Source organism: Paenarthrobacter sp. 10L412 (assembly GCF_056395565.1).
On record NZ_JBFTJT010000008.1, the window covers coordinates 1 to 23107 of the forward strand.

The 23107-nt window shown below is 62.9% G+C and carries 16 protein-coding genes; 6 read left to right on the top strand and 10 right to left on the bottom strand.

Features of this window, described 5'->3' with window-relative positions; all coding sequences use genetic code 11:
* Positions 1–937: 937 nt before the first annotated feature.
* The 5 genes from AC1DD7_RS12410 to AC1DD7_RS12430 form a co-directional block, all read right to left on the bottom strand.
* Positions 938–2764 carry an ABC-F family ATP-binding cassette domain-containing protein gene (locus AC1DD7_RS12410; RefSeq protein ID WP_477515191.1) on the bottom strand — a complete coding sequence of 609 codons (1827 nt, stop codon included), beginning with the start codon at positions 2762–2764 and terminating at the stop codon, positions 938–940.
* Between the two features lie 36 nt (positions 2765–2800).
* Positions 2801–3793 carry a 4-(cytidine 5'-diphospho)-2-C-methyl-D-erythritol kinase gene (locus tag AC1DD7_RS12415; RefSeq protein WP_477515192.1) on the bottom strand — a complete coding sequence of 331 codons (993 nt, stop codon included), beginning with the start codon at positions 3791–3793 and terminating at the stop codon, positions 2801–2803.
* The gene (gene rsmA / locus AC1DD7_RS12420; RefSeq protein ID WP_216924961.1) at positions 3790–4671 is read right to left on the bottom strand and encodes a 16S rRNA (adenine(1518)-N(6)/adenine(1519)-N(6))-dimethyltransferase RsmA; all 882 of its coding nucleotides are present in this window, start codon (positions 4669–4671) and stop codon (positions 3790–3792) included. The genes AC1DD7_RS12415 and rsmA overlap by 4 nt, the downstream gene beginning before the upstream one ends.
* 26 nt (positions 4672–4697) lie before the next feature.
* Positions 4698–5840, bottom strand: coding sequence for a transglycosylase family protein (locus AC1DD7_RS12425; protein WP_431119121.1), 1143 nt, complete (start codon positions 5838–5840; stop codon positions 4698–4700).
* A 294-nt stretch (positions 5841–6134) separates the two neighbouring features.
* On the bottom strand, positions 6135–7031 hold the full coding sequence (locus AC1DD7_RS12430; protein ID WP_477515193.1) for a TatD family hydrolase: 897 nt from the start codon (positions 7029–7031) through the stop codon (positions 6135–6137).
* Positions 7032–7189: 158 nt separating this feature from the next.
* Between AC1DD7_RS12430 and AC1DD7_RS12435 the strand changes: the two genes are divergently transcribed.
* The 3 genes from AC1DD7_RS12435 to AC1DD7_RS12445 are packed head-to-tail and all read left to right on the top strand — an operon-like array spanning position 7190 to position 12387.
* A complete protein-coding gene (locus tag AC1DD7_RS12435; protein ID WP_431119118.1) occupies positions 7190–8278 on the top strand; it encodes an AAA family ATPase in 1089 nt (362 codons plus the stop codon).
* A 12-nt stretch (positions 8279–8290) separates the two neighbouring features.
* A complete protein-coding gene (locus AC1DD7_RS12440) occupies positions 8291–9859 on the top strand; it encodes a DUF58 domain-containing protein (RefSeq protein WP_477515194.1) in 1569 nt (522 codons plus the stop codon).
* Positions 9856–12387 (top strand): transglutaminase TgpA family protein, encoded by a 2532-nt coding sequence (locus AC1DD7_RS12445; RefSeq protein ID WP_477515195.1) that lies wholly within the window; start codon positions 9856–9858, stop codon positions 12385–12387. The genes AC1DD7_RS12440 and AC1DD7_RS12445 overlap by 4 nt, the downstream gene beginning before the upstream one ends.
* Before the next feature lie 130 nt (positions 12388–12517).
* Here AC1DD7_RS12445 and AC1DD7_RS12450 read toward each other — a convergent pair whose 3' ends face one another.
* A complete protein-coding gene (locus tag AC1DD7_RS12450; protein WP_477515196.1) occupies positions 12518–13999 on the bottom strand; it encodes an NAD-dependent succinate-semialdehyde dehydrogenase in 1482 nt (493 codons plus the stop codon).
* Between the two features lie 160 nt (positions 14000–14159).
* Complete coding sequence (rsmI, locus tag AC1DD7_RS12455) at positions 14160–15089, bottom strand: 16S rRNA (cytidine(1402)-2'-O)-methyltransferase (RefSeq protein ID WP_477515197.1); 930 nt, start codon at positions 15087–15089, stop codon at positions 14160–14162.
* A 64-nt stretch (positions 15090–15153) separates the two neighbouring features.
* On the opposite strand from rsmI, the gene AC1DD7_RS12460 reads away from it, so the two are divergent.
* Both AC1DD7_RS12460 and AC1DD7_RS12465 read left to right on the top strand, forming a co-directional pair.
* Complete coding sequence (locus AC1DD7_RS12460) at positions 15154–16983, top strand: dolichyl-phosphate-mannose--protein mannosyltransferase (protein ID WP_477515198.1); 1830 nt, start codon at positions 15154–15156, stop codon at positions 16981–16983.
* Positions 16984–16993: 10 nt separating this feature from the next.
* Positions 16994–18826: an AMP-dependent synthetase/ligase gene (locus tag AC1DD7_RS12465; protein WP_477515199.1), complete on the top strand. Its 1833-nt coding sequence runs from the start codon at positions 16994–16996 to the stop codon at positions 18824–18826.
* 11 nt (positions 18827–18837) lie between these two features.
* Here AC1DD7_RS12465 and AC1DD7_RS12470 read toward each other — a convergent pair whose 3' ends face one another.
* Both AC1DD7_RS12470 and AC1DD7_RS12475 read right to left on the bottom strand, forming a co-directional pair.
* Positions 18838–19950, bottom strand: coding sequence for a TIGR01906 family membrane protein (locus AC1DD7_RS12470; protein WP_477515200.1), 1113 nt, complete (start codon positions 19948–19950; stop codon positions 18838–18840).
* A gap of 154 nt (positions 19951–20104) precedes the next feature.
* Positions 20105–21100, bottom strand: a complete 996-nt coding sequence (locus tag AC1DD7_RS12475) for a stage II sporulation protein M (RefSeq protein ID WP_477515201.1) — start codon at positions 21098–21100, stop codon at positions 20105–20107.
* Between the two features lie 144 nt (positions 21101–21244).
* Here AC1DD7_RS12475 and AC1DD7_RS12480 point away from each other — a divergent pair, with 144 nt between their 5' ends.
* Complete coding sequence (locus tag AC1DD7_RS12480) at positions 21245–22048, top strand: RDD family protein (RefSeq protein ID WP_477515202.1); 804 nt, start codon at positions 21245–21247, stop codon at positions 22046–22048.
* Positions 22049–22152: 104 nt separating this feature from the next.
* Here AC1DD7_RS12480 and AC1DD7_RS12485 read toward each other — a convergent pair whose 3' ends face one another.
* On the bottom strand, positions 22153–22980 hold the full coding sequence (locus AC1DD7_RS12485; RefSeq protein WP_477515203.1) for a pentapeptide repeat-containing protein: 828 nt from the start codon (positions 22978–22980) through the stop codon (positions 22153–22155).
* Between the last annotated feature and the right edge of the window lie 127 nt (positions 22981–23107).

Here is a 23107-nt window from a genome sequence, read left to right on the forward strand (position 1 = left end):
GCCGAAGGAAAACGCCACAACCAGGCAATCATTGCCCTGGCACGACGCCGCTGTGACACCCTCTACGCAATGCTCCGCGACGGCGCCCTCTACCAACCCCCAACACCCGCCACCACTTGACGAAAAACATAGGGGCACTCTCACATCCCCACCGCCTTTTCGCATCCCTCTCTCACATCCCCACCGCCTTTTCGCATCCCTCTCTCACATCCCCACACGTCTCCCCCAACGTTCTCTCACATCCCCACGGTGGCCGTTGCGGTCGGACTCTCCTCGCTGGCCCGTGGTTGCACGTCGGAATTGCGGCCCACTGGTCTTGGCAGAGGCAACCCGCTGAGGGGAAATGCAAGAGCATCCGGCAGAAATGGGCACGATGTGAGAGAACATCCGGTCCCCCAAATCAGCCCCTGACGGAAACTTCTGCTGACGCGCTGAAATGCAGGCTTCCGGGTGCCAGCCAGAACGTGCTTTCACATTCCGGGTGACCGCTCGGCCCGTTTCCCCTTCACCATCGAAAGAAAAATCAACCCAACCCCAGGATCCACCGCCAAACGGATGCTCCTCCGAGCAACGGCCAAAACCTTGCGGGACGCGAGAGAACGTTCCTCAAGAACCTGCAGGACGCGAGAGAACGTTCCGCAGAAACCTGCAGGACGTGAGAGAACGTTCAGAGGCGGGGCGGCGGGTATCCGGAAGCGTGCGTCAAAGCGACGAAGGAGCAGCACGCCGAGGATGCGCGCCGCCCCGCCGCCACCAACGACCCGTAGGACGTGAGAGAACGCCGGTCAAGAACCTGCAGGACGTGAGCGAACGTTCCTCAAAAACCCGTGGGATGTGAGAGAAACGTTCACAGGCGGGGCGGCGGGTATCCGGAAGCGTGCGTCAAAGCGACGAAGGAGCAGCACGCCGAGGATGCGTGCCGCCCGCCGCTACGAAACTACTCGCCGAGGATTTCGGCGGCCTCCAGCCATTCGAGCTCCAGGCCTTCTTTCTCCTCCAGGAGTTCCTGCAGCTTGGCGTTGAGTTCGCCCAGTGCGTCGAAGTCCCCGGATTCGGACTTCGCGGCCATCTGGGTGTGGAGCTTTTCCTCCTGCTGCGCTATCTTGCCGAGCTGGCGGTCGATCCTGTTGAGGTCCTTGCGGGCTTCACGCTTCTCGGCTTCACTGGCGCCTGAAGCAACGGGCGTAGAGCCACCGCCCGCCGCCGTCGGTGCACCGGATCCCCCGCCAACAGCGCCGGAAGCCAGCGCCGCTTCACGAAGTTCGAGGTATTGGTCCACGCCGCCAGGCAAGCCACGGAGTTTGCCATCGCCAAGGAGTGCCATCTGGTTGTCCGTGACGCGCTCAAGCAGATACCTGTCGTGGCTCACCACAACCAGCGTGCCAGGCCAACCGTCCAGGACATCTTCGACGGCGGCCAGGGTGTCAGTATCGAGGTCGTTGGTGGGCTCGTCGAGCATCAGTACGTTGGGCTCCCCTACCAGCAGGCGCAGGAGTTGGAGTCGACGGCGCTCACCTCCGGAGAGGTCGCTGACGGGTGTCCACTGCTTTTCCTTGGTGAATCCGAGCTGCTCTACGAGCTGGCCGGCGGTGAATTCCTTACCGCCTACGCTGAAGGACCGCTTTTCCCGCTCGATCACCTCAATGACGCGCAGGTCCGAGACGTCGTCGAGCTCTTTCACGTCCTGGGTGAGCACGGCGGTGACCACGGTCTTGCCGCGTTTGACTTTCCCTGACGTGGGCTGGATTTCGCCGTTGAGGAGCTTGAGGAGGGTGGACTTGCCAGCCCCGTTGACGCCCACCAAACCAAGTCGTTCGCCAGGTGCGAGCCGCAGGGTGATGTTGTCGAAGAGTTTCTGCCCGTCCGCTCCGTCGACAAAATCAAGGGTCACGTTCTCAAGGTCCAGCACGTCTTTGCCCAGGCGGGCAGTTGCCATCTTGCTGAGGGCGACGGAATCCCGGGGATCCGGCACGTCAGCAATGAGGTCGTTGGCTGCTTCGATGCGGAACTTGGGCTTGGCAGTCCGGGCCGGGGCGCCGCGCCTGAGCCAGGCCAGTTCCTTTTTAACGAGCTGCTGGCGTTTACCTTCGACGACGGCGGCCATCCGGTCGCGCTCGGCGCGCGCCAAAACGTAGGCGGCGTATCCGCCGTCGAACATGTCCACCATGGCGTCGTGGACTTCCCAGGTGTAGTTGCAGACTTCGTCAAGGAACCAGCGATCGTGTGTGACCACCAGGAACGCCCCTTGGTTGGCGCGCCAGCGCGTCTTGAGGTGTTTTGCCAGCCAGGCCACGCCCTCGACGTCGAGGTGGTTGGTGGGTTCGTCCAGCATGATGACGTCGTGGTCTTCGATGAGGAGCTTGGCCAGCGCTACACGGCGCTTTTGCCCGCCGGAGAGTGCATGTACGTTGGCGTGCCAATCGACGTCGGCAACCAAACCGCCCATGACTTCGCGGATCTTGGGGTTGGCCGCCCATTCGTGGTCCGCGCGGTCGCCGACGATCGCAGCGCCGACTGTCAGGTCGCCGTCGAGCACGTCGCCTTGGTCAAGGTAGCCGACGTTGACGTCCCCGCGTTTGGTGACGCGGCCGGAGTCGGGCGTCGAGCGCAAGGCGAGCAAACGCATGAGGGTCGATTTTCCGTCACCGTTGCGGCCGACCATGCCGATGCGGTCGCCATCCTCCAAACCGAGGGTGACGCCGTCGAGGACAGTGCGGGTCGCGAACGAAACGGTGAGGTTTTCGCCGCCAAGCAGGTGGGCCAATGGGTACTACTTTCTACTGCTGGAATGCGGGAGCTACTAAAGGAGGGTATCGGAGATGATCCGGGCGCCGGGCACGGGTCCGTGGACGGCAACTGCAGTGTGGCCTCGATGGCTCAGCTCTTCAGCGAGGACGCTGGCGGACACCGAGTCCCTGGCGAGCAGCGCGATGGTGGGCCCGGAGCCGGAGACCATACCTGCCAGGGCGCCCCTGGCTTCGCCCAAGCCGATGGTGTCCCTCAGCTGTGGGGCAAGCGCGATGGATGCCCGCTGGAGATCATTGATCAGCACCCGGCTGAGGGCCTCGGGATCGCCGTGGCGCAGGGCCTGGAGGATGGTGGGGTCAACGTCCACGGGCTCCGGAATTTCCACGCCTTCGGAGTCGCGGAGTCCGTCGAGGGTGTGGAACACGTCAGGCGTGGACAGCCCGTAGTCTGCAAATACCAGCACCCAGTCCATTTGTGCCTTCGCCAGTGCGGGCGACAATTTGTCGCCAACACCGAGTCCGACGGCGGTCCCGCCCAGCAGCGAGAACGGAACGTCCGCGCCCAGTTCGGCTGCCAGGTGAGCGAGTTCCTCACGGGAAAGGCCGCTGTTCCACAGGGCATCGCACGCAAGCAAGGTAGCGGCGGCGTCGGCGGAGCCCCCACCCATACCTCCGGCAACCGGCACGCGCTTGGTGATTTCAAGGTGGACGCCGGTTGGTTTCTCGGATAGCTCAGCCATGATGGCTGCCGCCTTGTACGCCAGGTTGCTTTCGTCCAGGGGAATATCGACGCCGTCCAGGTCCAGCGTGCTGTTGGGGCTGATGCTGACGGTAATTCCCTCAGCCTCGGTGCTGGTGGCTGCCACTTCCTCGTACAAGGAAACGGCCAGGTAGACGCTTGCCACGGAGTGGTAGCCGTCGGGGCGCAACGGACCAACGCTCAGGGAAACGTTGATCTTCCCGGGCGCTTTGACCCGGACTGTCCGGGCATGGAAGCGATCGCCTACGTATGGCAGGCCGCTGGGTTTGCGGGTGTTCGGACTCATGCGTCCGCTGGGTGGCGGGCTTCGGCAATCCGGACGTAGGCAGAGATGTCCAGGACCTCGCCCCGGGCTGTGGGATCAACGCCTGCGGCGACGAGGCACCGTTCGGCCTCTGCCGCGCTGCCGGCCCAGCCAGCCAACGCTGCACGGAGCGTCTTTCGACGCTGGGCGAAAGCGGCGTCAATGACAGCAAACACTTGCTCCCGGGTGGCGTGCGTGGCGGGTGGGTCATGGCGCGTAAAGGCAACGAGTCCTGAGTGGATCTTCGGAGCAGGCCAAAACACGTTCATGCCGATCACGCCGGCCTTGCGCATGTGCCCGTACCAGGCAGCCTTGACCGAGGGCACGCCGTAGATCTTGCTGCCGGGAGTTGCTGCCAGGCGGTCTGCGACCTCGTCCTGGACCATGACCAGGCCGTGCTGCAGGCTCGGGAAGTGTTGCAGTAAGTGCAGCACCACGGGGACGGCCACGTTATATGGGAGGTTGGCCACCAGTGCTGTCGGCTGCACTGGCAGTTCCGTGACCCTCATGGCGTCCGAGAGGACCAGGTGGAAGTTCTCTTCAGCCTCGGGTCGCCATGCACGAACAGTTTCGGGGAGCTTCCTGGCGAGCACGGGATCAATTTCAACGGCCACAACAGTCTTCGCCGCGTCCAGCAGGCCAAGCGTCAGGGAGCCGAGGCCCGGGCCCACCTCAAGCACGGTTTCCCCGGCGTCGATATTGGCGGCTGAGACGATCCTGCGGATCGTATTACCGTCAATGACAAAGTTCTGGCCCAACGTCTTGGTGGGGCGGACACCGATTTCCTCGGCTAACCGTCGGATATCTGTGGCGCCCATCAAAGGCACGACGGCGGCGGGTTCGGAATTCGGTTCAGTCACCTAGGTATCGTATCGTCTGTGCGGGGTCACGCTGCGTGCGCGCAGCCCCAGTCGCTGAGGCCGTTCCTGGCGTAGAGGCGGTTGGCGATATCGATCTGCTGTGCTTTGGTGGCAAGGTTGGCCGTGGGAGCGTAGGCGCCGCCGCCATTGGCCAGCCAGGTGGGGCTGGAGAACTGCAGCCCGCCGTAGTAACCGTTGCCGGAGTTGATGGACCAGTTTCCGCCGGACTCACACTGGGCGATCCTGTCCCACATGGCTTCGTTCGGGGCTCCGGTGGGACCACTGGAAGTGGCAGCCTTGGCAGCGACGGGGCGAGCCTTCGTTCCGACGGCGATCTTTTCGGTGACGGGCTGGGTGGTGACATTGCTGGAAACAAGGGTGCGGGAAGCTTCACGACCATCCACCAAGACCAGCTTGAAGGTCTTCACAACGGAACCTGCGACGCCCTTTTGGGTCACTTTCTCGTCGCCCTTGTAGAGCTCGGCACTATCGGTGCTCACGCTTTCGAACGGCACTTCCTCAGTGGCTTCGGCGGTCTTGCTGGTGTCCACGCGGGAGACCTTGATCACCATGTCCTGGATGACCGGTGCGTTTCCGGGCTGGGAGACGCGGTCGCTGGCGCCCAGTGTGACTCCGGCGTCCTTCAGGACGGTGGCGACGTCGGGCGCCGTCGTGGTGGTGCTGGTGTCCTTGCCGTCAGCTACCAAGCTGATGGTCTTGGGTGTGGAGATGGAAACGAAGGAGCCCGTGACGGCCAGGGAGGCGTCCTTGGGCTGGGAGATTTCGGAGGAGCTCGCGACTCCCAGTTCACTCACCAGGCCGGCGACGTCCGGGGCGTTGGTGTTGACGGTCTTGCGGGCGCCATCCAATTCGATGGAGACGGCCTTGGCGAGGTTGATGTTGACCACCGAGCCGTTTTCCACCTGGGTAGCAAGATCCGGGGAAACACGGTCTGCGTCCTTCAGCTCGACCTTGGCTGCTTTGACCACTTGGTCAACAGTGCCGCCGAAGGTCTGGATGGAGCTCACCTTGCCATCAACGTTCAGGGTGATGGTCTTGTTGTTGCCCACGAAGGCGACTACACCGACCACCAGTGCTGCAACAACCAGCAACTGGGCACCGACTTTGAGAAAGCTGAACTTGCCATCCGTTGTGAAGAACTTGATCACGATTGCCCATAACTCTCAGACCGTCCGGGCACGGGGAAAAGCGCAAAAAATAATGCCAGCCGCAAAACTGAGGGGCCAGGCAAAAAAGCCTGGTCCCACCCTCTGCTGCCGGCATCTGCGCCGCCAAATACATTCAACTAAAGAGCCCGGACGAATCCGGACCAGTTTTCCGAAGGCCTTCCCCGACCCCGGCTACTTGTTGTACACAGTAACCGATCTGTTATAAACGGACCAAGAATTCTACATACCGGGTATTCATCGCCGTCACTCCCACAGACGTTCGAATGCCCCCGATCAGCCCCAGGATCCGTAGGCATTTACGGTATTTTGAGCAAGCCTGGCGCAAAGTTCCGAAAGGTCATCTTCTGTCACTTCCGCCATTGAGCGAACTGTGTACGGCACCATGTAGCTCGCATTTGGCCGGCCGCGGTACGGGTGTGGCGTGAGGAATGGCGAATCTGTTTCCACCAGGATCCGGCTGGGCTCCGCAATGGACAACGCTGCCCTGAGGTTGCCCGCATTCTTGAACGTCATGGTCCCCGCAAAGGACATGTACCAGCCATTGTCATTGCAGATGCGGGCGAGTTCCTCGTCACCGGAGAAGCAGTGGAAAACTACCCGCTCAGGGGCGCCTTCCTCATTCAGCACCTGCACTACGTCATCGTGGGCGTCGCGGTCGTGGATCTGCAGCGTGAGGCCAAGCCGCTTGGCGATGTCGATGTGCCTTCGGAAGGAATACCGTTGATGTGTCAGGCCCTCACCGTGGGTTCGGAAGAAGTCCAATCCTGTCTCGCCGATGGCACGGATCCGCGGGTGGGCGGCCAGTTCCTCGATCTCTGCCAGCGCCGATTCCAGCTCCCCCCGCCCCGCGTAGACGGGTGCGTCGTTGGGGTGGATGGCAACGGCTCCCAACAAACGGGCATCGGCCTGGACGGCTTGCACTGTGAAACGCGAGGATTCCAGGTCGCAGCCAACCTGGATCGCCCCTTGGACACCAACAGCTTCGGCGGCATCCATGGCGTCCGCAACGCCGACTTCGATCAAACCGTGCCGGAAGTCCAAGTGGGTGTGGTTGTCCATCACCGGGACGGGAAGCGGTTCCGGGGCTGGCGGGTACTCTTTGCGGGAATCCGATGCTTCTGTTGCACCGGAGGACGCGCGGTAGGGAGCGGGAGCGAGGGAATTGCACATGTTCCCACCTTAATCGGACCGCGGTCCCCCATGCTTCGGGACAAATTCCAGTTGGCACATAAATTCCCGGAGCACTATGTCAGGGACGGCCAAAGTCTGGGTAGTCTGGAACGGACAGACGGCCGACACCGGCGTTGGCCACGGCTGAAGGGCAATCCATGGAGTCCAAGCGACAAGTCACCGTTGAACCTTCCCCACTTCAGGGCGAGGCGTACAGTGCGCTGCCCCGGGATGCCGCCTTGCTCAATGGACACAAGCCGCAGGTCATGGACGCCGAACGTTTCCACGACGCCAGCGAGCGCATCCTGGCATCCATCGGCAAGGTCATCGACGGCAAGGCGGACGCCGCAAAACTGGCCTTGACAGTTCTCCTGGCCCAAGGCCATCTCCTGCTGGAGGATGTGCCCGGTGTTGGCAAGACCTTGTTGGCGAAGACGCTGGCCCGGACCGTGGACTGCACTGTGTCCCGTATCCAGTTCACCCCGGATCTGTTGCCTTCTGATGTGACGGGCGTGTCCATCTACAACCAGTCTTCGCGGCAGTTCGAGTTCCGGCCGGGTGCCGTGTTCGCGAACATCGTGATCGGCGACGAAATCAACCGTGCCTCGGCCAAGACGCAATCCGCGCTCCTGGAGTGCATGGAAGAGCATCAGGTGACGGTTGACGGGCATTCGTACCAGCTGGGATTGCCGTTCATGGTGGTGGCGACGCAGAATCCCATCGAAATGGAGGGCACTTATCCGCTGCCCGAAGCCCAGCGCGACCGCTTCATGGCAAGGATTTCCATGGGCTATCCGGACAGGGATGCCGAGATCGAGATGTTGGAAACGCATCAGGCAGCCTCTCCCCTCATCAACGTAACCCCAGTGGTCACAGCGGCCGATGTGGCAGCCATGATTGCAGCCGTCCAGCAGGTCTACGTATCCACGGCCATCAAGGAATACACGGTGGCGATTGGCCGGGCCACGCGTGAAAGTGCCCGCCTTCGGCTCGGCGCAAGCCCGCGGTCCTTGCTGCAGTTGCTGCGCGCCGCGAAGGCCACGGCAGCTTTGGACGGACGCGATTTCGTCCTTCCCGACGACGTCGTGGACGTCGCCGAATCGGTACTCGCCCACCGCATCATCCTGGACCGCAAGGCTGCGAGTTCCGGCGATACGCCCCAAACCGTCCTGCGGGGCATCCTCGCTTCCCTCCCGGTTGCCCAGGAACCGCCTGGCGCGTGGCGCAGGGACAAGCAAAGCGCATAGGAGACAACGGGCATGGCACTCGTGGATCGGCTCCCCAAGCATTTGTTCACCAGCCGCGGCTGGGGATTGCTCTCCGCCGGGGTCCTCTCGCTGGTCTGCGCTTACATTATGGGCAGACGTGATCTCCTGACTCTGGCCGTCTTCTTATTGATCCTTCCCTTGGTTGCGTTGGCCGGTGTTCGGGTGTTGAAACCCAAGTTCCAGGTGTACCGGGAATTCAATCCCTCCACCGTGGAAACGTCCACCGCCACCACCGTTCGTCTGGCGGTTGCCCGGTCCACGTTCTCCACGGGCCACGTGATCATGGAGGAACAACTGCCTCCACGGTTCGGTGATCCCCCGGCTTTCCGCTTCCCGGCCCGGTCTGCAACAGGCGGCACCAGCCGCTACGAATACCATCTGCGATCCGGCAAGCGGGGACAGTTCCGCATAGGTCCTGTTACTGCCGAGTTCAGCGACCCCTTCGGCTTGTCCCTGCGGCGTCATGCCATCGACAACGGCGACCTCCTCACCGTGACGCCGGCCGCCGTCGAACTTCCCGTAACGGGACTCGCCGGGGCGCGTGGGAACGATGGCGTAACGGCCACCCGGATCAGGGCGAACCCCAGCGACGACGACATCATGACCCGCGAATACCGGCATGGGGATCCGATGCGCCGCGTCCACTGGCCCGCCACGGCGCGGCATGGACAGCTTATGGTCCGCCAGGAGGAATCGGTCACCACTCCGGAAGCCACCATCATCCTTGACCAACGGTTCGCGGCGTTCGCGTCCGGCAGTGGCTCGGTTTTCAGCTCGCACGACGACGACTCCGACCTCGTGACCAGCCCGAATTTTGAGTGGGTTGTGACCGCGGCAATGTCCATCAGCGCGCACTTGGCCGAACGGAACTACTCGCTGCGCGTCCTGGACGCCTTCGGCAGCCCCGCCTTCATCCGCTCGCCGTCGGCACCGGACCCGGGCGTGGAAGAGTTCAGTGGCGCTGCCGGCCTTCATGCCATTGCCGAAGGTTTGGCCGCCATTGAGTTGAGCGGCCCAAAACACCACTGGGTTGACCACCACAGGGCCGGAGAAAACAGTCCGGAGCATGCCCAGCGCTCCCCCGAACCCACCGGTTCCATGCCTAACCGCAGTGGGGCATCCAACCGCAGTGGGGCATCGGAGGTATCGGGCCAGGAAAGCGTTGATTCCGTCTTCGACGACCGCCTCATGGACAAGCTCGCTGCACATCGTTTGCGCGGGCCGCTTCTTGCCTTGCTTGGCAATCTGACCCTGGCCGAGGCCAAGGCACTTGCTCCGGCGGCCGGCTATGGCGCCAACGCCTTCGCGATTGTAGTCACGGACCCTCAAAGCAACAACGAGTCCCGCAACCACGACTCCCGGACTCCGGACTCCCGCAACCCGGACTCCCGCAGCAGGGACGATGTCCTGGAAACCTTGAGGCAAGGCGGCTGGAAGGCTGTCTCCGTCACGTCGAAGACACCACTGACAGCGGCGTGGTCCGGCTTCGACGAAGGCGGCCTGCTGGTTGCTGCGAGCGCTGCAATGGACGTACGGCGCGGAGCGGCGGTGCCGCGATGACCGCCACGTCCCATCGTGGGTCCCCCACCACGTACCAGCGGGGCCTACCCCAGCAGGGTGCCAGCGGAGACGGGCCTGCCCCCACTCCACTTCCACAACGACCGCAGGCTCCCGGCCTCTACCCGTGGATCATGGCTGGTTCGGTGGCCGTGGCTGTTCTCGGTGCAGCACTTTCACTGAATGGAGTATTCAGGGGCTGGGCCTGGTTCATGCCCCTGATCACCACGGTTGTAGCGGTGGCCCTGACGCTGGCCATCCTGCGGACCCTCCGGATCCAGCCTTTGGTTACAACGTTGGGCGCCTTGGCAGCGTTGGCCGGGATACTCAGTTTCACGTTCTGCCGGCAGGACAGCTTCCTGGGCTTTATTCCCACCACAGGGACCTTTGCCGCGGTAGGCCGGCTCATCAAACGGGCCGCCGAGACGGTTGTGTCCGAGAGCGCTCCGGTAGCCCCCAACGCGGGGATTGTCTTCGTCACCTGTGCCTGCCTGGGACTACTGGTGATCCTGATCGATGCTTTGGCCGTCCCGCTATCGATGCCGGCAGCCAGTGGAATCGGACTCCTTGCGGTCATGGTGGTTCCTGCAACCATTAAGCCGCAAAGCGTAGGTGTCGCAGGATTCGTTGGGGCCACCGTGGGATATCTGCTCATTCTTGGTTGCAGCCATTGGTTCGCCCCTGACGCCAGGCTGCAGTCCGGAGCACCACGAAGTTCCGGCCAGATCAGGCGTTCCCTGGTGACGGGGGCACTGGCCCTGGGTTTGGCGTTGGTTGTTCCGCTGGCCATTCCAGGGTTTGAAACCGGCACCTTCCCGCAAGGTTCACGGCTGAGCCCATGGGGTACCTCGAACGGCCTCAATCCGATGATCACACTGGGTAACAGCCTCCGGAGTCCCACGGGGGCAGGACGCATCACGTACTCCACCAGTTCCAGCGCAGCCACCTACCTGAGGTCCGTCACCGTTGACCACTTCGACGGCGAAACCTGGGCACCGGATGACCGCTCCGCCACAAGGCGGCCCGGCGTGGACCGGATAGAGCCGGGTTACTCCATCCAAGGAGAAGTCGTGAATGCGGTCACGTCCATCAACGCGGGTTTGTTCACCAGCCCGTACTTACCGGCGCCGTTCGCCCCCGTGTCCGTTAACGGGCTGAACGGCCGTTGGACCTGGGATCCGGCCACCCTCAGCATCATGAGCACCGAGACGAGCACACTGGCCCAACGGTATGTGGTCTTCTCGGCCGCACCCAAGATCACTGCACAGGCCCTGTCCCAAGCCACGGGTAAGCCAAAGTCCATTTCGGAGGACTTCCTCCGAGTTCCAGGGAACCTGCCAAGCATTGTGCGCCAGACGGCGGAGCAAGTCACGTCTTCGGCAGGCAACAACTACGCCAAGGCACTGGCCATCCAGAAATACTTGCGCTCCAGTGAATTCACGTATTCTCTTCAAGCTCCGGTGCAAAACGGGTATGACGGCAACGGGTTGTCCGTGCTGGCGGATTTCCTGGCGGTGAAGAGCGGCTATTGCGTCCACTTCTCCTCCGCCATGGCGGTGATGGCCCGCGTGGAGGGCATCCCCAGCCGTATCGCGGTGGGATACGCACCCGGCCGGCTGACGGGCGAGACCGTGGCTTTGGTTGGCCAGGGATCGTTCCCTGAGTATGAAGTAGACGCCCGTGATGCCCATGCCTGGCCGGAGCTCTACTTTGAAGGACTGGGATGGGTGCCCTTTGAGCCGACTCCATCGCGTGGCGTTGTTCCGGAATATGCCACCGAGTCCTCAGTCCCGGGCAGCCTGAGCACCAATGCTGACGAGAAGGACGTTCCAGGCACGGCAGTGACGCCTCCCCCGACCACCGTTCCGCTGCCGGGAGGCGACGCGCAAACTGCTGGCTCTGCGCCACGTGACCCTCTGCCAACGGTTATTGCCACGATTGCGGCAGTGCTGTTGCTCGCTGCTTTCCTTGGCTCGCCGAGGCTAAGCAGGGCAGTCCTGCGACGCCGCCGGCTAAATCCCAAGGAACCAGCGGATCGTGGATCACCGGCCGCCGCATCAACGGACAGCAGATCGCCGGGTTACCACGACTCCGCCGCCTTCGCATGGGCAGAGTTGCAGGACCTCGCCACGGATTATGGCGTACCGTCCACGCCCAGTGAAACGCCACGGCACTTTTCTGCCAGACTCCGTTCAAGTTCAGTCCTGGGTGAGGCCGGGGGTCTCGACGACGCCGCCCATACCGCCGTCGCTTCACTCACCGCGGACTTCGAACGGCAACGTTATGGTCGCCCGATGGAGGCTGCCTCGCCGGCGGCGGCCAGGATCGCCGTCGTTCGTGAATCGTTGCGGAACAATACCAGCTGGCTGGTTCGCTTCCGCGCCAACTGGCTGCCGCCGTCGCTCATGCGCCGCTGGTTCCACGCACTCGGTGCCCCCTTCCGCGCTGTGGGGTCCCTGTTCCGGCGGGCGGGGCAAGGGATTGCCAGATCCTGGCGCGCTCTCAGGGGACTTCTTCCGCAACGCCGCTAGGACCGCAAACACCAGAACGGCTCGCCCGGGAACAGCAAAGGGCCCGACTCCGGAACTTATGGTTCCGGCGTCGAGCCCTTTGCTTGTCTCTACCGTTCTTGTTGCGAGAGCGGTGGAGGGGACCTGGGAGCTAGTCGGCGTACGGGTCCGCGATACCTACGTACTGGGTGTAGAGGTACTCTTCGATGCCTTCGGAGCCGCCTTCGCGGCCCAGGCCGGACTGCTTGACGCCACCGAACGGTGCAGCGGCGTTGGAGATGACGCCGGCGTTGAGGCCGAGCATGCCGGTCTCGAGCTTCTCGCTGACCCGGAGGCCACGGTTGAGGTCCTTGGTGAAGACGTAGGCAACCAGTCCGTATTCGGTGTTGTTCGCCAGGCGGATGGCGTCGTCTTCGGTGGAGAACGTGACGATCGGGGCCACCGGTCCGAAGATTTCTTCCTGGAGGATGCGGGAGTCGACGGCGACGTTCTTCAGCACGGTGGGCTGGTAGAAGTAACCGGGACCGTCGACGGCGGCACCACCGGTGACTGCTGTGGCACCTCCTGCTACGGCTTCAGTGACGAGGGCGTGAACGCCGTCGCGGGCCTTGCCGTCGATCAGCGGACCAACCTTGGACTCCGGCTCAGTACCGCGTGCCGTGGTGAGGGAGCCAATCTTCGCGGCGAACTTCTCGGCGAAGGAATCGGCGATGGACTCGTGCACGATGAAGCGGTTTGCTGCGGTGCAGGCCTCGCCCATGTTGCGCATCTTGGCGGCGATGGCGCCTTCAACAGCCTTGTCCAGGTCGGCGTCTTCGAAGACGACGAACGGTGCGTTGCCGCCCAGTTCCATGGACGTGCGCAGGACCTTGTCCGCAGCTTCGCGGATCAGGGCCTGGCCTACCGGGGTGGAGCCGGTGAAGGAGATCTTGCGGAGGCGGTCGTCCTTGATCAGCGGGCCGGTGACCGCACCCGCTGTGGAGGTCTGGATGACGTTGAGGACACCTGCGGGGAGGCCGGCTTCCTGCATGACCTGAGCAAAGAGCAGGCTGGTCAGCGGGGTCAGGTTGGCGGGCTTGAGCACCATGGTGCAGCCAGCGGCTACGGCCGGGGCTACCTTGCGGGTGGCCATTGCCAGCGGGAAGTTCCACGGGGTGATGAGCAGGCAGGGTCCGACCGGCTTTTTCTGCACGAGGAGACGGTTCTTGCCATCAGGCGCTGCGGAGTAGCGGCCCGAGACGCGGACGGCTTCTTCGGAGAACCAGCGCAGGAACTCGGCACCGTAGGTGACTTCGCCGCGGGCTTCGGCCAAGGGCTTGCCCATTTCGAGGGTCATGAGCAGTGCGAAGTCTTCGGCGCGCTCGGTAACGAGTTCGAAGGCACGACGCAGGATTTCGCCGCGTTCGCGGGGCGCTGTGCGTGCCCAGTCAGCCTGTGCGGCAGCGGCGGCGTCCAAGGCGGCGGCACCGTCTTCAGCACCGGCGTCGGAGATGCTGAGCAGGACCTTGCCCGTGGCCGGGTCCTCAACATCAAAGGTCTTTCCGGATCCCGCCGGACGCCACTGACCGTTGATCAGCAGGCCGGTGGGGACGGAAGCCAGCAGTTCGCTTTCGCGTTCAACCGTGACAGTCATGGCGACTCCTTCGTCTTGGGTGCATTGGAGGGTTGCACCACTAGGGTTCCTTGCCAGAATTGGCTTGAATTACTGCCACGGTACTGCCATGCAAGAAGCAGTGTCTACGCCTTCACGCACTGCCATACGCCCGCCAAATTGTGCACCTGCACAGGGATGATCAGCGCGCTGCAAGCACCGCCGAATACAGCTCCCGCTTGCTGACACGGGCATCATCCGCCACGGCGGCAACGGCTTCCTTCAGCCGGATTCCCTGGGAGATGAGCTCGTTCACGGCAGCTACATGGTCTTCCGGTTTGCCGGGGGCCTGCTCAGGAGCGCCACCGACAACCACGGCAATTTCACCGCGAACTTCATTGTTTTCTGCCCATTCCAGGAGTTCGCGCAGTGTTCCGCGGATGACTTCCTCGTAGGTCTTGGTCAGTTCACGGCATACAGCCACACGGCGTTCCGCGCCAAAGCGCTCGTGCAGTGCCCGAAGCATCACTTCGAGCCGATGCGGAGCCTCGAAGAAGACCATGGTGCGGCGCTCGTCAGCCAAGTCCGCCAGACGGGAATTCCGCTCCCCCGATTTGCGGGGCAGGAACCCTTCGAAGCAGAAGCGGTCTGTGGGCAGCCCGGAAAGCGCAAGGGCTGTCAGCACGGCGGAAGGCCCCGGCACGGCAGTGACAGTCAGGCCAGCGGCAACAGCTCCCTCCACCAAACGGAAGCCGGGGTCAGAGACTGCCGGCATTCCGGCGTCGCTGACCATCAGGATGGTTTTGCCGGCCCGCACGTAGTCCAGCAGTTCACCGGTCTTGGCTACTTCGTTGTGTTCGTGATAGCTGATGACACGCCCGGACACCTCCACGCCCAGGGCCTGGACCAGCCGATGCAGGCGGCGGGTGTCCTCCGCTGCAACGATATCCGAGGTCGCCAGGAGTTCGACCAAGCGGGAGGACGCATCGCCCACGTTGCCGATGGGAGTGGCAGCAAGCACAATCCTGCCGTTTGCTGTGGCTGGGCTCGCGGCGGCACCGGCGTCCGGTTCATCAACCGCCGATGCATCATCAAAGGGGGCTTCGTCCGGGGTGCTGTGTTGTTCTTCCACCTGCCAAGCCTAATGCCGCGCGCACTTCAACGCCGCAGTAAGGATGGAACGGTAGCATGGGCGGGTGAGCCAGTCCCCCGTTCCCACCACCGATTCCGGAACCCCCGCAGTGTCGGCGTTACCTTCCGGAGCCACGGACGTGGCGGCAAGCACGGGCTCCGGAGAGCCAAGCCAGACAACAGCGGCCACCGCAACTACCTCATGGCGGCCTCCGTCCGGACAGGATGACTCAGGCGGCAGCAACAGCAAACTGTCTTCCGGACGTGGGCTGGCAGGCCACCGCTGGATCGCCAGTCCCACTGGGGCCTTCACGGTGGGCGCCCTGACATCGCGTTTGATCGGCGGGATCCAAAGCTGGCGGGATTACCCGCCGTCGCTGCGTTTATGGTTCTGGTTGATTCCCACCATTACCGCCGTCATCGGCGGAATCCTGCGCTTCTTCCGTCTTGAGGTCCCCCACAGCCTGGTGTTCGACGAAACGTATTACGTCAAGGACGCGTATTCGTACCTCATCAGCGGATATGAACGCAGCTGGCCAGCCAATGCCAACGATTCCTTCAATGCCGGCCATCCTGAGATCCTGCTCAACACCCCCGAGTACGTAGTTCATCCTCCGGTCGGGAAATGGATGATCGCCTTCGGCATGTGGTTGTTTGGGGCTGACAATCCGTTCGGCTGGCGTTTCGGTGCCGCTCTGACCGGGACGCTCACGGTCTTCCTGCTCTCGCTCATCACGCTGAAGCTCTTCCGTTCACACACTCTTGGCGCAGTGGCCGGGTTGCTGCTCGCGGTTGACGGCCACCATGTGGTGTTGTCACGAACGTCCCTGCTGGACATCTTCCTTGCGTTCTGGATCCTTGCCGCCTTTGGCGCGTTGCTGTTGGACCGCGACGACGGCCGGCGTCGCCTTGCTTCCAGGCTCACCGCCCTTGCGGCTGCTTCACCCGATGGCCGGCCTTCTGCCAGGCAACTGTTGGCCGGCCCCTGGTTGGGGATGCGCTGGTGGCGCCTGGTCGCTGGGATTTGCCTCGGCCTGGCCGTAGGCACCAAATGGTCGGCGCTGTTTTTCGTAGCCGCGTTCGGGTTGTTGACTGTCTTCTGGGACATGAGCGCCCGCCGCATCGCCGGGATCCGCAGCTGGCCCAGCGCAGCGGTCATCAAGGACGGCCTTCCGGCTTTCCTGACCATTGTCCCGATCGCGGCAGCCACGTATGTGGCCACATGGACCGGCTGGTTCCTCTCCAAGGATGCCTACTACCGCCAGTGGGCGGCCACCAATCCGGCTCCCGGGTGGGATTGGCTGCCCAATTCCGTGCGTTCCCTGGCGCATTACCACCTTGAGGCGTACAAGTTCCATCAGGGCCTCAGCGCGGACCACCCCTACGAATCCAGCCCCTGGACCTGGCTGGTCATGGGCAGGCCCACCTCGTTCTATTACCAATCGCCCAAGCAGGGAACTGCCGGCTGCATTGCCGAAACCTGCTCCTCGGCCATCCTGCCCGTAGGCAACCCCGTTGTGTGGTGGGGCGGCACCATAGCCCTGGTGATCCTGCTCTTCTGGTGGGCGGGCCGGCGGGATTGGCGCGCCGGGGCCATCCTCGCTGGAGTCGGGGCTGGATACCTGCCGTGGTTCATGTACCCCGAACGCACGATGTTCATCTTCTACGCAGTTTCCTTTGAACCGTTCCTGGTGCTTGCCCTGACGTATGTTCTGGGGTTGGTGCTGGGTCGCAGTACCGATCCTCCTTGGCGGCGGAGATCCGGACTCTACATAGTGGGCTTGGTTGTGGTGCTGGCCGTACTGGCCACAGCGTTTTTCTATCCTGTGCTGACCGCCGAAGTCATCAGCTATCAGGAGTGGCGGATGAGAATGTGGATGCCATCGTGGATCTAGGAGGAGGATCGTGAGGGAGGCAAGCACGGAGCTTCTGGTCGAGGCCGACGAGAATACCAACGTGACGGACCTCCTTCTGGAACGATGCGCCAAGGACCCGTTCGGCAACCTTTACGCCCACAAGACAGCCAATGGGTGGCTCAACGTGCCTGCTGCGCGCTTCCTCGCGGACGTGCAGGCACTGGCCAAGGGCCTCATCGCCGGAGGCGTCAACCCCGGCGATCCCGTAGCTGTGCTCTCCCGTTCAAGTTTCGAATGGACCTTGGTGGACTTCGCCATCTGGATGGCCGGCGGAGTTACCGTGCCCATTTATGAAACGTCGTCGGCCAGCCAGATCGAGTGGATCCTTGCCGATTCCGGTGCCCGGCGCATCTTTGTGGAAGACACGTCCAAGGCGGACCTTGTTCGTGCCCTCGTTGAGAAGTCCACAGCCTTGGGTGAGGACCCCGTGACGATCATTCGTATGGAGCACGACGGCGAGGCCCCCAACCTGACGAGCCTCGCCGCCGTCGGAATTGGCATTATGGATGCCGAACTTGAGCGCCAGCGCAGCGCCGCCAACCTGTCCGATGTCGCCTCGATCGTCTACACCTCCGGCACAACCGGCAAACCCAAGGGCTGCGAAATCACCCATGGCAACTTCGTGCTGGTTGCCCGGAACGTCATTCCGTTCCTCCCCGAACTGTTGATGCAGCACGGCGCGCGAACGTTGATGTTCCTACCCCTGGCACACGTCCTGGCGAGGGCAGTCCAGGTGGTTTGCCTTACCGCAGGCGTCACGTTGGGGCATAGCCCAGGTGCCAGTGGCCTCATGGCGGACCTGGGCGCTTTCAAACCCACGTTCCTGCTCGCGGTTCCCCGTATCTTCGAAAAGGTCTATGCCGGGGCCGGACACAAAGCGGCCATGTCAGGCAAGTCCGGACTGTTCGCCGCCGCGTCCGCTACCGCCGTTGAATATTCGATGGCGGTAGACCTCGCCGCCCGCGGGCAGGGGCCCGGTCCAGGCTGGTTCCTTGGCCTCAAGCACTCGGCATTCAACAAGCTCCTCTACCCCAAGGTGCGGGAGGTCTTCGGTGGCGCCGTTGGCTACACCGTGTCCGGGGCCAGCCCCCTCAGCCTGCGGGAGAACCATTTCTTCCACGGCGCGGGGATTCCTGTCCTTGAGGGTTATGGCCTGACCGAAACCACTGCCCCCTGCACCGTCAACACGCCAAGCATGTCCCGCATAGGGACCGTTGGCATACCGCTGCCCGGCACCACCATCCGCGTGGCACAGGATGGCGAGGTGCTGGTCAAGGGAATCGGCGTGTTCAAGGGGTACCACCGGAATGAGACCGCCACCGCTGAGGCCTTCGTGGACGGCTTCTTCCGCACAGGAGACCTGGGCGAGCTCGACCCCGACGGGTTCCTGACCATCACCGGCAGGAAGAAAGACCTGTTGGTCACCGCCGGCGGCAAGAACGTCGCTCCCGGTCCCCTTGAAGAGAAACTGCGCGAGCACCGGCTTGTGGGACAGGCCGTGGTGGTGGGCGAGGGCAAGCCGTTCGTCGCAGCGCTGGTGGCCTTGGATCCTGAAGGGCTTGAAGACTGGTGCGCCGAGAACAAACACGACGTCATGTCCCCCAGTGAAGCCGCGAGGGACGAGGCCGTTCGTGCAGCCGTTCAGTCCGCCGTGGACGAAGCCAACACTCTGGTATCGTCCGCTGAATCCATCCGTAAGTTTGGCTTTATCACTGCAGATCTCAGCGTCGAGTCCGGGCACCTGACGCCGTCGCTGAAGCTGAAGCGGGCCGCGGTGGTTAAGGACTTCTCCTCGTTGGTGGAGAAGCTTTACGAAAAGTAGCGGCTCGGTGGTTATGCGACGGTGTCGTTGGTGTCCTTGCGGAAATCAGAAGCGTCACTCTCGTCGTCGATCTCTGTTGAGGATACTTCTTCTTCGGCCGCTGACTTTGAGTCCAAACCACGGCGACGACGCGTGGGCCAGGTGAGGATGAAGGTGATCGTCGCGGCCAGGAACACGAGCGCTCCAATGACGATTCCGGCATCCACCCAGAACTGTCCCGGGAAGAGACGAATGAGCGTGTCTTCCAGGGAGAATGTCCAGGTGCCATTGGCGAAGAAGATCCGGTGGAACTCAGTGAAGAACTGCTGCCAGCTCAGGGCCGCCAAGACTGCAAGGCCAATGATGATGACCAAAGTGACGATGGAGCCGGCGAAGAGCCCACGCCGAACACCGCCTGCACTGCGCTTACGCAAGTAGGCAATGGCGATGATGCTCAAAAGAATGAGCAGCAGGCCGGCACCAAACGAGGTCAGAATGACCATCTTTACGTCCGCCATATGCGCGACTTCGCTGTCCTTGAAAAGCTTGGCGCCGTCTTGATTTACCAAGCCACCCAAATACCTGGGCCCTGACCAGTTGCTCAAGTAGTCCACGGCATAGGAGCCGTACGTCATGCGATCGTCCGTGCTGAACCCGTAGCCGTCGCCAGGGAAACCCGGCCGGTTGTATTCAACCCAGAGGAACAGGGGGCTGGTCACTGCCCGGACAGCAAGCACCAAGAGGATCACAGGGAAGAAGACCGCGAGCAGTACCTGGAAAATCCGGGGCCCGATTGGCTTGACCTTTGCTGCCTGTTCGCGTTCTGCATTACGCCTGGCAACCTCGTCCTCCGGCGGACGAACCTGGAGGGCCGACGTCGGCAACGGCTCGGAATAGTGTGCGGGTTGGCGACTTGCGGGCGCATCTGCCACGGTCTCCGCGAAAAGCGGTGGCTCCGGCTCAACGTCCGCAGCCTCGGCAGCCTTCCGATCAGCGCGGCTCTCCGGCTGAACCGGGACCGGGCCTGAGGGAGCAGCAGAAGAACCACCAGATGCCTTGGGCTTCATCCAGTCAAAGGCCGGCTCGTCGGGGTCCTCGTGGACGTCCGTCGCCGGATCTTGTGGTTTTTGGCTCTTGTCACTCACAGCGGTTTCACTTCCGTAGGCATCCCACCGGCGTAACCATGCTGCCGGCACTCTTGTCTGCATTCGAGCCTACAGTCCGGGTTTGGGCGGAGACGAGGAGCCACCCCGGGTATAGCAAGATCGAAACGCAACTGTAAGGTGCGGGCGTGTCCGCTTAGACAGCAATCCCCCGGTATCCGGCGTCATGGCTGTCAAGGTCGCCCGTAGCGCCCGAACGGAATGAACGTCCACCCATAACCAGTGTGTACGTCCAGTAGGCCGCCAGGACCAGTGCTCCGATCGCGATCTTCATCCAAACAGGCAAGGGGCTTGGTGTCACGAACGCTTCCACGAGGCCCGAGATGAGAAGTACCAGGACCAGCCCGAGGGCAACGGTGATGAGCGAACGCCCTTCGTCGGCGACGGCCTGCATCCGGGTCCTGGGTCCGGGACGGACCATCGACCAAAAAATCTTCAGCCCGGCTGCGCAGGCGATGAACACCGCGGTGAGTTCCATGAGCCCGTGGGGAAGGATGTAGCTGAAGAAGACATCCAACTTTCCCGCGGAGGCAAACACGCCGGCAGCCGCGCCCACGCCTTGGGCGTTGAGGAAGAGAATCATGGGCACCCAAAACCCCGTAATTCCGAAAGCAACGGCTTGGGCGGAAATCCAGGCGTTATTGGTCCAGACCGCACCGGCAAAGGACGCCGCCGGGTTCTCTGAGTAGTAGTCGATGAAGTCGTCCTCAATGTACTGACGCACCCTGTCATCGCTGCCAAATGCTGCCCGCAGCGCCTCGGGCGACGTCCCGATCCACAGGGCGTACGCCCCACTCACCAGCACGAAGAAAACCCCACACCACACCGTCAGCCATCGGAGTCTGTAGAACGCCGCGGGAAGTGCGATAACGAAGAAGCGGGCGAGGTCTTCCATGAAGTTCGAACGTGCCCCGGTGAACCTGGTTCGAGCCTGGGCAAGTGCGGCAGACAGGGATGAGGACAAGGCCGTCTCAGGAGCCACCGAGCGGATCAGTGACAAATGTGCGGAGACAGTCTGGTACAGGCGCAGCAATTCGTCGGCTTCGGACCCAGTGAGCCGCCGCTTATGTGCCAGAAAAGTGAGCCGCGACCATTTGTCCCCATGCACGGCCGAAAAGGCATCGATGTCCACGGCACCACCCTATCCCTGTCTGCCCTGTCCCTGTCTGCCCTATCTCTGCCTGCCCTATCCCTGTCTGCCCGGATGGGCGCGGCTAGACTCGTTGATGCGGGTACATTATGCGCCCGCCGCGATTGCTACGCACCGGGGGCGGACTTGAGTTCAATCATCACAGGCGAGGCAGTGGTCCTGGAGTTGCGCCCGGCGTCCTTCGCCGCCCGCGCTCTGGGGCTCATTCTGGACGTCATTGCCAACGTCCTGCTGTTGATCCTCCTCATCGTCCTGGTCCTCTCCGCCGCCCGGAATCTCGATGAAGCCGCGGTCCGGGCCATGGTCCTGGCCTGTGTCGTCTTCTCCTTCGTCATCGTTCCCGTCACTGTGGAGACGCTCACCCGCGGCCGTTCACTGGGGAAACTGGCCGCGGGCCTGCGCGTGGTCAGGGACGACGGCGGCTCCATCAGGTTCCGGCACGCGGTCATCCGTGGGCTCTTGGGGTTCCTCGAGATTTACATGACCTTCGGTGGCCTCGCCATCGGCGTGGCACTCTTCAACGACAAATCCAAGCGCCTCGGCGACGTCGTAGCCGGCACTTACTCCCTGAGGCAGCGCGTGCCCTCCGAGCCGCGGATCTTTCCGGGTGCTCCGCCCTACCTCCAACCGTGGGTAGCCATGGCTGACATTGGCCGGATCCCCGACGCCACAGCCCGGCGGGCCGGAACCTTCGTTCAGCAGGCATACCTCATGGCACCATCCTCACGCGTCAGGATGGCCGCAGCACTGGCCGCCGAGCTGGCCAACTACGTCGCGCCCCCACCGCCAGCCGGAACTATCCCCGAAGACTACATAGGGGCGGTCCTCGGCGAGCGACGCAACCGCGAACTTGTCCGCCTGCGCACGGCGGAACAGCGCAACGCCGCCATCGGCGAAAGGCTCCGCAAGCTGCCGTTTACACAACGCTAAAGTGCCACGTTGAGGGCGGAGGCCTCCAGCCATCCTCGGCGTGCTCGCTCGTGCCTCGCTTGGACGCACGCTGCCGGATGCCTGGAGACCGCCGTGGAAACCTGTCAGCAGTGCCAGTGCCCCGGCGTCGTGAGCCTTTCGGGTAGGCGCGTTTCGGAGTTTCCTTGTGCGGCGTTGATTTGCGGTTGGGTCAGGTAGAGAGACCTGGAGAGATTGGCACCGTGGAGACGGGTATCGCGCAGATCGGCGCCGAGGAGGTCCACCGCGGTTAAGTCGCTGCCCTCCAGGTTTGCCCCTATCAGGTAAGCACCGCGGAGGTCCGAGCCGCATAGTTGCCTCTTTGCCAAGTTGGCGCCCATGAGGTCGGCACCCGGGTGGATGCCGCCGTCGGGCCTTTCACGGCCCTCAGCCCCGTATGAAGCGCGCACCTCCTCGCTGACCTCCATGAGAAGGGCACGCACCTCAGCGTGTAAATGTCCGACGTCGGCAGCCAGGACTGCGGATGCCTCGCCTTGGGATGTGGTTTCAATTTCTGTGGACAGCCGGCGGGCGGTGGCCGCCAGCTCCGGATCGAAGGCGCGTTGCTCAGCTTCGGACAAGTACCACAACATTTCGTGCAGTTGCTTGACAACCTTAAAGACAGCGAACATCGAGGACTTGGACGCCGGATCCTGGACCCAACTCGTGCCCCCAAATGTGCGTTGGGAAACCACTTGGCCTGCGCCGAAGCAGTCAAAGACAGTACATCCGCTGAATCCGCGGGGCCGCAAACGTTGATGGATGGTGCAGGAAAAGTCGCTGGCCATGTTCGGGCAGGCCGAAGCCGCCGGTTTATCGATCGCGAAATCAGCCGAGCGGGCAAAGCCAAGGGCGGTGCAGCAGAGCGCGAAGCAGTTGCTGCAGTCCGGGCGAAGGGTTGGCGAAATAGTCATTAGTGCTCCAAGCGATGAAATGGAATCCGGTGGAAGGAGCTGGGAACCCGGCGTGGGTTCCCCTAGGGAAGACTCGTAATCACCACGGAGGGCAGCACAAATAACAGGTCCGAGCAGATGCCGGAAC

Bases quoted from the DNA above. Each gene is read 5' to 3' on its own strand.
- AC1DD7_RS12435 (WP_431119118.1), top strand. From the start codon at position 7,190: ATGGAGTCCAAGCGACAAGTCACCGTTGAACCTTCCCCACTTCAGGGC.
- AC1DD7_RS12440 (WP_477515194.1), top strand. From the start codon at position 8,291: ATGGCACTCGTGGATCGGCTCCCCAAGCATTTGTTCACCAGCCGCGGC.
- AC1DD7_RS12415 (WP_477515192.1), bottom strand. From the start codon at position 3,793: ATGAGTCCGAACACCCGCAAACCCAGCGGCCTGCCATACGTAGGCGAT.
- AC1DD7_RS12485 (WP_477515203.1), bottom strand. From the start codon at position 22,980: ATGACTATTTCGCCAACCCTTCGCCCGGACTGCAGCAACTGCTTCGCG.
- AC1DD7_RS12430 (WP_477515193.1), bottom strand. From the start codon at position 7,031: ATGTGCAATTCCCTCGCTCCCGCTCCCTACCGCGCGTCCTCCGGTGCA.
- AC1DD7_RS12450 (WP_477515196.1), bottom strand. From the start codon at position 13,999: ATGACTGTCACGGTTGAACGCGAAAGCGAACTGCTGGCTTCCGTCCCC.
- AC1DD7_RS12445 (WP_477515195.1), top strand. From the start codon at position 9,856: ATGACCGCCACGTCCCATCGTGGGTCCCCCACCACGTACCAGCGGGGC.